This window comes from Streptomyces sp. NPDC056600 (assembly GCF_042792855.1).
Lineage (GTDB): Bacteria > Actinomycetota > Actinomycetes > Streptomycetales > Streptomycetaceae > Streptomyces.
The window spans coordinates 142,469-150,918 of sequence record NZ_JBHTVQ010000008.1 but is presented as its reverse complement, the minus strand read 5'-3'; the positions used below and the strand labels follow the sequence as shown (position 1 = coordinate 150,918).

Annotated in this window: 6 protein-coding genes; all 6 read right to left on the bottom strand. The window is 71.7% G+C overall.

Going from position 1 to position 8,450, the window contains the following annotated elements; translation table 11 throughout:
* Nucleotides 1-63: 63 nt before the first annotated feature.
* From pyrF to ACFRAV_RS07095, 6 genes are read right to left on the bottom strand one after another with little or no spacing between them, the layout of a single operon-like run.
* The gene (gene pyrF / locus ACFRAV_RS07120; protein WP_382552325.1) at nt 64-906 is read right to left on the bottom strand and encodes an orotidine-5'-phosphate decarboxylase; all 843 of its coding nucleotides are present in this window, start codon (nt 904-906) and stop codon (nt 64-66) included.
* Nucleotides 903-2,027: a quinone-dependent dihydroorotate dehydrogenase gene (locus tag ACFRAV_RS07115; protein WP_382552323.1), complete on the bottom strand. Its 1,125-nt coding sequence runs from the start codon at nt 2,025-2,027 to the stop codon at nt 903-905. The genes pyrF and ACFRAV_RS07115 overlap by 4 nt, the downstream gene beginning before the upstream one ends.
* A 53-nt stretch (nt 2,028-2,080) precedes the next feature.
* Nucleotides 2,081-5,392 (bottom strand): carbamoyl-phosphate synthase large subunit, encoded by a 3,312-nt coding sequence (carB, locus tag ACFRAV_RS07110; RefSeq protein ID WP_382552321.1) that lies wholly within the window; start codon nt 5,390-5,392, stop codon nt 2,081-2,083.
* Entirely contained in the window at nt 5,385-6,539 is a 1,155-nt protein-coding gene (gene carA / locus ACFRAV_RS07105; RefSeq protein ID WP_382552319.1) for a glutamine-hydrolyzing carbamoyl-phosphate synthase small subunit, read from the bottom strand. Before carA ends, carB begins: the two co-directional genes overlap by 8 nt.
* Entirely contained in the window at nt 6,536-7,126 is a 591-nt protein-coding gene (locus ACFRAV_RS07100; protein ID WP_382552317.1) for a hypothetical protein, read from the bottom strand. Before ACFRAV_RS07100 ends, carA begins: the two co-directional genes overlap by 4 nt.
* Nucleotides 7,123-8,424, bottom strand: a complete 1,302-nt coding sequence (locus ACFRAV_RS07095) for a dihydroorotase (protein ID WP_382552316.1) — start codon at nt 8,422-8,424, stop codon at nt 7,123-7,125. The genes ACFRAV_RS07100 and ACFRAV_RS07095 overlap by 4 nt, the downstream gene beginning before the upstream one ends.
* Nucleotides 8,425-8,450 lie beyond the last annotated feature (26 nt).

Sequence of the window (8,450 nt, the reverse complement as noted above, 5' to 3'; positions counted from 1 at the left end):
GGGGGCCTTCCCCGTGGCGGACCCGCTTCCTGGGCGCCCTGCGCCCTCCTTCGGCGTGCCCGCTCAGCCGTCGACGGCCGTGCGGACCTCGTCGGCGAAGCGTTCGGCCGCGTCCCGCAGCCCTGCCGCGCCGGGGCCCTCGCTCAGCACCGCGCGGCTCACGTTGGGGACCACGTTGCGCACCGCCGCGCCGAAGACGCGCGGGAGGTCGGCCGGCGTCGCGCCCTGGGCGCCGATCCCCGGGGCCAGCAGCGGGCCGTTGACGTCGAGGTCGTAGGACGACAGGTCGCCCAGCGTGGCGCCGACCACCGCGCCGAAGGAGCCCAGAGGCCGCTCCCCCGCGTTCTCCGCGGCCAGGTGGGCCAGCATCGTCGCGCCGATCCTGCGGCCGTCCTCGCGCACCGCGTGCTGGACCTCGCCGCCCTCCGGGTTGGAGGTGAGCGCCAGCACGAAGAGTCCGGTCCCGCTCTCCCGGGCCAGGTCCACGGCCGGCTTCAGCGAGCCGTAGCCGAGGTACGGGGAGACGGTGAGCGCGTCGGAGAAGAGCGGGGCGTCCTTGCGCAGGAAGGACTCGGCGTAGGCGGCCATGGTGGAGCCGATGTCGCCGCGCTTGGCGTCCATCACCACCAGGGCGCCGGCCGCCCGGGCCTCCTCCACGGACTTCTCCAGCACGGCGAGGCCGCGGGAGCCGAACCGTTCGAAGAAGGCGATCTGCGGCTTGAGCATGGCGACCCGGTCGGCGAGCGCCTCGACCACGGTGCGGCTGAAGCGCTCCAGCCCGGCGACGTCGTCGGCCAGGCCCCAGGAGCCGAGCAGGGAGGCGTGCGGGTCGATGCCGACGCACAGCGGGCCGCGCTCGTCCATCGCGCGGCGCAGCCGTGCGCCGAAGGGTTCCAGGTGGCTCATGCGGCGTTCCCCTTCGTGCCGTTCCTGCGGACGTCCGCGCCGACCGCGTCGGCGAGGGTGGCGTGAGGGCTCTGGCGCAGGCGCTGGGCCAGGCCCTTGTGGATCGCGCGGGCCCACAGCGGGCCCTCGTAGATGAAGGCGCTGTAGCCCTGCACCAGGGTGGCTCCGGCCAGGATGCGCTGCCAGGCGTCCTCGGCCGTCTCGACGCCGCCGACGCCGACCAGGGTGATCCGGTCGCCGACGCGGGCGTAGAGGCGGCGCAGCACCTCCAGGGAGCGTGCCTTGAGCGGGGCGCCGGACAGGCCGCCGGTCTCCTGCACCTGGGCGGGCGTGGAGCGCAGGCCGAGTCCGGCGCGGGCGATCGTGGTGTTGGTGGCGATGATGCCGTCCAGGCCGAGTTCGACGGCGAGGTCGGCGACGGCGTCCACGTCCTCGTCGGCGAGGTCGGGGGCGATCTTCACCAGCAGCGGGACGCGCCGGTCGGTGACCGTGCGGTCGGCTGCCTCGCGGACGGCGGTGAGCAGCGGGCGCAGCGCCTCGGTGGCCTGGAGGTTGCGCAGGCCGGGGGTGTTGGGCGAGGAGACGTTGACGACCAGGTAGTCGGCGTGGCGGGCGAGCCGTTCGGCGGACTTCACGTAGTCGGCGGCGGCCTCCTCCTCGGGGACGACCTTGGTCTTGCCGATGTTGACGCCGACGACCGGCTTGAAGACGGGCTCGCGGGCGGCGAGGCGATCGGCGACGGCGGCGGAGCCGTCGTTGTTGAAGCCCATCCGGTTGATCAGCGCGCGGTCCGCCACCAGGCGGAAGAGGCGCTTCTTCGGGTTGCCGGGCTGGGCCTCGCCGGTGACGGTGCCGATCTCGACGTGGTCGAAGCCGAGCATGGCCATGCCGTCGATGGCGACGGCATTCTTGTCGAAGCCGGCGGCCAGGCCGAACGGGCCGTGCATCCGCAGGCCGAGGGCCTCGGTGCGCAGCTCGGTGTACCGCGGGGCGAGCCAGGCGGCGAGGAAGGTGCGCAGCACGGGGATCCGGGCGGCCAGGCGGATCCAGCGGAAGGCGAGGTGGTGGGCGGCCTCGGGGTCCATGCGGCGGAACACGAGGCGGAAGAACAGCTTGTACATGGAAAGGGGCTCCTCATGAAGAGGGGGACACCTTCCGGTGTCCCCCTCGTCGGTCACTGTCCGCGCGACGCGGTCAGGTGTTCCGCGTGTTCCTGCAGGGAGCGGACTCCGACGTCGCCCTGGGTGAGGGCGTCGATGCCCTGCACCGCGGCGGCGAGCGCCTGGACGGTGGTGAGGCAGGGGACGCCGCGGGCCACGGATGCGGTGCGGATGTCGTAGCCGTCGAGGCGGCCGCCGGTGCCGAAGGGCGTGTTGACGATGAGGTCGACCTGGCCGTCGTGGATCAGCTGGACGATCGTCTTCTCGCCGTTCGGGCCCTCGCCCTCGGACTGCTTGCGCACCACGGTGGCGGGGATGCCGTTGCGGCGCAGCACCTCGGCGGTGCCGGAGGTGGCGAGCAGTTCGAAGCCGTGCTGGACGAGCTCCCGCGCGGGGAAGATCATCGAGCGCTTGTCCCGGTTGGCGACCGAGATGAAGGCGCGGCCCTTGGTGGGCAGCGGACCGTAGGCGCCGGCCTGCGACTTGGCGTAGGCGGTGCCGAAGACCGAGTCGATGCCCATGACCTCGCCGGTGGAGCGCATCTCCGGGCCGAGGACGGTGTCCACGCCGCGGCCGTGCACGTCGCGGAAGCGCGACCACGGCATCACGGCCTCCTTGACGGAGATCGGCGCGTCCAGCGGCAGGTCGCCGCCGTCGCCCTTCGCCGGCAGCAGGCCCTCGGCGCGCAGCTCGGCGACGGTGGCGCCGAGCGAGATGCGGGCGGCGGCCTTGGCCAGCGGCACCGCGGTGGCCTTCGAGGTGAAGGGCACGGTGCGCGAGGCGCGCGGGTTGGCCTCGAGGACGTAGAGGATGTCGCCGGAGAGGGCGAACTGGATGTTGATCAGACCGCGGACGCCGACGCCCTTGGCGATGGCCTCGGTGGAGGCGCGCAGCCGCTTGATGTCGTAGCCGCCGAGGGTGATCGGGGGCAGGGCGCACGCCGAGTCGCCGGAGTGGATGCCGGCCTCCTCGATGTGCTCCATGACGCCGCCGAGGTAGAGCTCGGTGCCGTCGTAGAGGGCGTCGACGTCGATCTCCACCGCGTCGTCGAGGAAGCGGTCGACCAGGACGGGGCGGTCCGGGGAGATCTCGGTGGACTCGGAGATGTACGCCTCGAGGCGGGACTCCTCGTAGACGATCTCCATGCCGCGGCCGCCGAGCACGTAGGACGGGCGGACCAGGACGGGGTAGCCGATCTCGTCGGCGATCTTCTTGGCCTCGGCGAAGGTGGTGGCGGTGCCGTGCTTGGGGGCGGGCAGGCCGGCCTCGGCGAGGACGCGGCCGAAGGCGCCGCGGTCCTCGGCGGCGTGGATCGCCTCCGGGGAGGTGCCGACGACGGGCACGCCGTTGTCCTTGAGCGCCTGGGACAGGCCGAGCGGGGTCTGGCCGCCGAGCTGGACGATCACACCGGCGACCGGTCCGGCCTGCTGCTCGGCGTGGACGATCTCCAGGACGTCCTCCAGGGTGAGCGGCTCGAAGTAGAGCCGGTCGGAGGTGTCGTAGTCGGTGGAGACGGTCTCCGGGTTGCAGTTGACCATCACGGTCTCGTAGCCGGCGTCGCTGAGCGCGAAGGAGGCGTGGACGCAGGAGTAGTCGAACTCGATGCCCTGGCCGATGCGGTTCGGGCCGGAGCCCAGGATGATCACGGCTGCGCGCTCGCGCGGGTCGACCTCGTTCTCCTCGTCGTAGGAGGAGTAGAAGTACGGGGTCCTCGCGGCGAACTCGGCGGCGCAGGTGTCGACCGTCTTGTAGACCGGGCGGACGCCCAAGGCGTGCCGGACCTGGCGCACGACGTCCTCGCGCAGGCCGCGGATCTCGCCGATCTGCTGGTCGGAGAAGCCGTGGCGCTTGGCATCGGCGAGCAGGTCGGGGGTGAGCTCGGGGGCGGCGGCCAGCTCGTCGGCGAGCTCCTTGATCAGGAACATCTGGTCGACGAACCAGGGGTCGATCTTCGTGGACTCGAAGACCTCCTCCTGGGTGGCGCCGGCCCGGATGGCCTGCATCACGGTGTTGATGCGGCCGTCGGTGGGCCGCACGGCCTCGCGCAGCAGCTCGTCCTTGTCGCCCGGCTCGCCGGTGAAGCTGAACTGGCTGCCCTTCTTCTCCAGGGAGCGCAGGGCCTTCTGGAGGGCCTCGGTGAAGTTGCGGCCGATGGCCATGGCCTCGCCCACCGACTTCATGGTGGTGGTGAGGGTGGAGTCGGCGGAGGGGAACTTCTCGAAGGCGAAGCGGGGCGCCTTGACCACGACGTAGTCGAGCGTCGGCTCGAAGGAGGCCGGGGTCTGCTCCGTGATGTCGTTGGGGATCTCGTCCAGCGTGTAGCCGACGGCCAGCTTGGCGGCGATCTTGGCGATCGGGAAGCCGGTGGCCTTGGAGGCGAGCGCGGAGGAGCGGGAGACGCGGGGGTTCATCTCGATGACGATGACCCGGCCGTCGACGGGGTTGACCGCGAACTGGATGTTGCAGCCGCCGGTGTCGACGCCGACCTCGCGGATGACGGCGATGCCGACGTCGCGCAGCACCTGGTACTCGCGGTCGGTGAGGGTCATCGCGGGGGCGACGGTGATGGAGTCGCCGGTGTGGACGCCCATCGGGTCGAAGTTCTCGATGGAGCAGACCACCACGACGTTGTCGTGCTTGTCGCGCATCAGCTCCAGCTCGTACTCCTTCCAGCCGAGGATGGACTCCTCCAGGAGCACCTCGGTGGTCGGGGAGAGCGTGAGGCCCTGGCCGGCGATGCGGCGCAGCTCCTCCTCGTCGTGGGCGAAGCCGGAGCCGGCGCCGCCCATGGTGAAGGAGGGGCGGACGACGACGGGGTAGCCGCCGAGCGTCTCGACGCCGGCGAGGACGTCGTCCATGGAGTGGCAGATGACCGAGCGGGCGGACTCGCCGTGACCGATCTTCTTGCGGACCTCCTCGACGACCACCTTGAACTGCTCGCGGTCCTCGCCCTTGTGGATGGCCTCCACGTTGGCGCCGATCAGCTCGACGCCGTACTTGGCGAGCGTGCCGTTCTCGTGGAGGGAGATCGCGGTGTTGAGCGCGGTCTGGCCGCCGAGGGTGGGCAGGAGGGCGTCGGGGCGCTCCTTGGCGATGATCTTCTCGACGAACTCGGGGGTGATCGGCTCGACGTAGGTGGCGTCGGCGATCTCCGGGTCGGTCATGATCGTCGCCGGGTTGGAGTTGACCAGGACGACGCGCAGACCCTCGGCCTTGAGCACGCGGCATGCCTGGGTGCCGGAGTAGTCGAACTCCGCGGCCTGGCCGATGACGATCGGGCCGGAGCCGATGACCAGGACGGACTGGATATCGGTGCGCTTAGGCACGCTGGCCCTCCATGAGACTGTTGTTCATCAAAGCGGCAAAGCGGTCGAACAGGTAGGCGGCGTCGTGGGGACCCGCGGCCGCTTCGGGGTGGTACTGGACGCTGAACGCGGGCCGGTCGAGCAGCTGCAGCCCTTCGACGACGTTGTCGTTGAGGCAGACGTGGGAGACCTCGGCGCGGCCGTAGGGGGTGTCGGAGACCTTGTCGAGCGGGGCGTCGACGGCGAACCCGTGGTTGTGGGCGGTGACCTCGACCTTGCCGGTGGTGCGGTCCTGGACCGGCTGGTTGATGCCGCGGTGGCCGTACTTCAGCTTGTAGGTGCCGAAGCCGAGGGCGCGGCCGAGGATCTGGTTGCCGAAGCAGATGCCGAAGAGCGGGGTGGAGCGCTCCAGGACGCCCCGCATCAGCTCGACGGGGTGGTCGGCGGTCTCCGGGTCACCGGGACCGTTGGAGAAGAACACGCCGTCGGGGTTCACGGCGTAGATCTCGTCGAGGGTGGCGGTGGCGGGCAGGACGTGCACCTCGATGCCGCGCTCGGCCATCCGGTAGGGGGTCATGCCCTTTATGCCGAGGTCGATCGCGGCGACCGTGAACTTCTTGTCGCCCTGCGCCGGGACGACGTACGCCTCGGCGGTGGCGACCTCCTCGTAGAGGCTGGCGCCCTTCATCTGGGCCGACTCGCGGACCCGGGCCAGCAGCGCCTCCTCGGAGGCGAGGGCCTCGCCGGAGAAGATGCCGACGCGCATGGCGCCGCGCTCGCGCAGGTGGCGGGTCAGGGCGCGGGTGTCGATGCCGCTGACGCCCACGACGCCCTGGTCGGCGAGCTCGTCGTCGAGGGTGCGGGTGGAGCGCCAGTTGGAGGGGACCCGGGCGGGGTCGCGGACGACGTAGCCGGCCACCCAGATCTGGTGGGACTCGCGGTCCTCCTCGTTCATGCCGGTGTTGCCGACGTGCGGCGCCGTCATGACGACCACCTGGCGGTGGTAGGACGGGTCGGTGAGGGTCTCCTGGTAGCCGGTCATGCCGGTGGAGAACACGGCCTCGCCGAAGGTCTCCCCCACGGCCCCGTAGGCGCGGCCGCGGAAGATCCGGCCGTCCTCCAGGACGAGTACTGCGGGAGACTTGGCTCCCCTGGTGGAGGTCGTCATCGTGCGCCTTCCGTCTGCTGGTGGTGCTGTGCGGTCATGTGGTTGATGGCGGCGACCCAGTCGGCGTGCTCGGCCGACCGGTCGGAGCGGAAGCCGGAGTCGATCAGCCGGTCGCCGAGCTCCCAGGTCACCACCAGCAGGCCGCCCTCGGTGAGGACCTTGCCGGCGATGCCCTTGTCGAGCCGGGCCTCGCGGAGCCGGCCCGCCGGGACGAAGAAGTCGGTGGCGCCGGGGCGGTCGACGACCAGTCCGGCGTCGGTCAGGGTGAGCTCGGCCCGGCTCCGGGTGCCCAGGCCGTGCGCCACGATGCGGTCCAGCCAGCGGCCCGCCTCGGTGGAGCCGTGGTAGCGGCCGCTCATGGTCAGCTTCGCCTCGCCCGGCTCCTCGGGCGTCTGCGGCAGCTCGGCCACGTCGCCCTGGAGGGTGGAGCGCCACTTCCAGCCCTCGCGCATCAGCCAGTAGACCAGCGCGACGAACAGGGCGAGGCCCACGACCCAGGCGATGCGGCCCGGCCAGTTGGTCACCTCGGCCGACTTGCGTTCGGCCTCGGCGGCGAGGGTCAGGAGGAAGGGGGTCGAGGTCGTCACGCGAGCTTCCCGTCGGAGTAGGTGGCCTTGCCCCGCAGCCACGTGTGGGTGACACGGCCCGGCAGCTCACGGCCCTCGTAGGGGGTGTTGCGGCTGCGGGAGGCGAAGCCCGCGGGGTCCACGTCTCCACGGTATGCGGTGTCGACCAGGGTGAGGTTCGCAGGCTCACCGACGGCCACCGGACGGCCGTGCCCCTGGGCCCGGCCGATCCGCGCGGGCGCGGCGGACATCCGGTCGGCGACGCCGGCCCAGTCCAGCAGTCCGGTCTCCACCATGGTCTCCTGCACCACGGACAGGGCGGTCTCCAGGCCGACCATGCCCATGGCGGCGGCGGCCCACTCGCAGTCCTTGTCCTCGTGCGGGTGCGGGGCGTGGTCGGTGGCGACGATGTCGATCGTGCCGTCGGCCAGCGCCTCGCGCAGCGCCATGACGTCGCGCTCGGTGCGCAGCGGCGGGTTGACCTTGTAGACCGGGTTGTAGCTGCGCACCATCTCGTCGGTGAGGAGCAGGTGGTGCGGGGTGACCTCGGCGGTGACGTCGATGCCGCGGGACTTGGCCCAGCGGACGATCTCGACGGAGCCGGCCGTGGACAGGTGGCAGATGTGGACGCGCGAGCCGACGTGCTCGGCGAGCAGGACGTCGCGGGCGATGACCGACTCCTCGGCCACCGCCGGCCAGCCGCCGAGGCCGAGCTCGGCGGAGACGACGCCCTCGTTCATCTGGGCGCCCTCGGTGAGCCGGGGCTCCTGGGCGTGCTGGGCGACGGCGCCGCCGAAGGCCTTCACGTACTCCAGGGCACGGCGCATGATCACCGCGTCGTGGACGCACTTGCCGTCGTCGGAGAAGACGGTGACGCCGGCCGCGGACTCGTGCATCGCGCCGAGCTCGGCGAGCTTCTCGCCCTCCAGACCGACGGTGACGGCGCCGATGGGCTGGACGTCGCAGTAGCCGTGCTCCTGGCCGAGGCGGTACACCTGCTCGACCACGCCGGCCGTGTCGGCGACGGGGAAGGTGTTGGCCATCGCGTACACCTGCGTGTAGCCGCCCTTGGCGGCGGCGCGGGTGCCGGTGAGGACGGTCTCGGAGTCCTCGCGGCCCGGCTCACGCAGGTGGGTGTGGAGGTCGACCAGGCCCGGCAGGAGGACCTTGCCGTCCGCCTCGATGACGACCGTGTCGTCAAAGGCGCTGCCCTCGGCGTCCAGGCCGGCGCCGACGGCGGCGATCGTGGTGCCGTCGATCAGCACGTCCTGCGGCTCGCCGCCCAGCACGCGCGCACCGCGGATCAGGGTCTTGCTCATGGGTTCTGCCTTTCCTCGGATGCGGT